The 272-nt window shown below is 57.4% G+C and carries 1 pseudogene; it reads left to right on the plus strand.

Going from position 1 to position 272, the window contains the following annotated elements:
- Positions 1–54: 54 nt before the first annotated feature.
- Positions 55–138: pseudogene (locus ACVDHI_RS20810) on the plus strand (nucleoid occlusion factor SlmA); the annotation flags it as partial.
- Positions 139–272: the final 134 nt, after the last annotated feature.

Raw genomic sequence — 272 nt, forward strand, 5'->3', positions numbered from 1 at the left:
ATCCGCAGCCAGCTGCTGCAAAGCTGAGCCAGCAGACCGCATCAACCAATGCACGTCCGCTCGGAGTTCACAATCAAACCCACCGCCGGGTTTGAAGATCAGTGGCAGTTTATCCGCAGCCAACTGCTGCAAAGCTGAGCCAGCAGACCGCATCAACCACTGCACGTCCGCTCCGAGCTCACAATCAAGCCCACTGCCGGGTTTGAAGATCAGTGGCAGTTTATCCGCAGCCAGCTGCTGCAAAGCTGAGCCAGCAGACCGCATCAACCAAT

It is taken from the genome of Aeromonas sp. 25-248, from assembly GCF_053005425.1.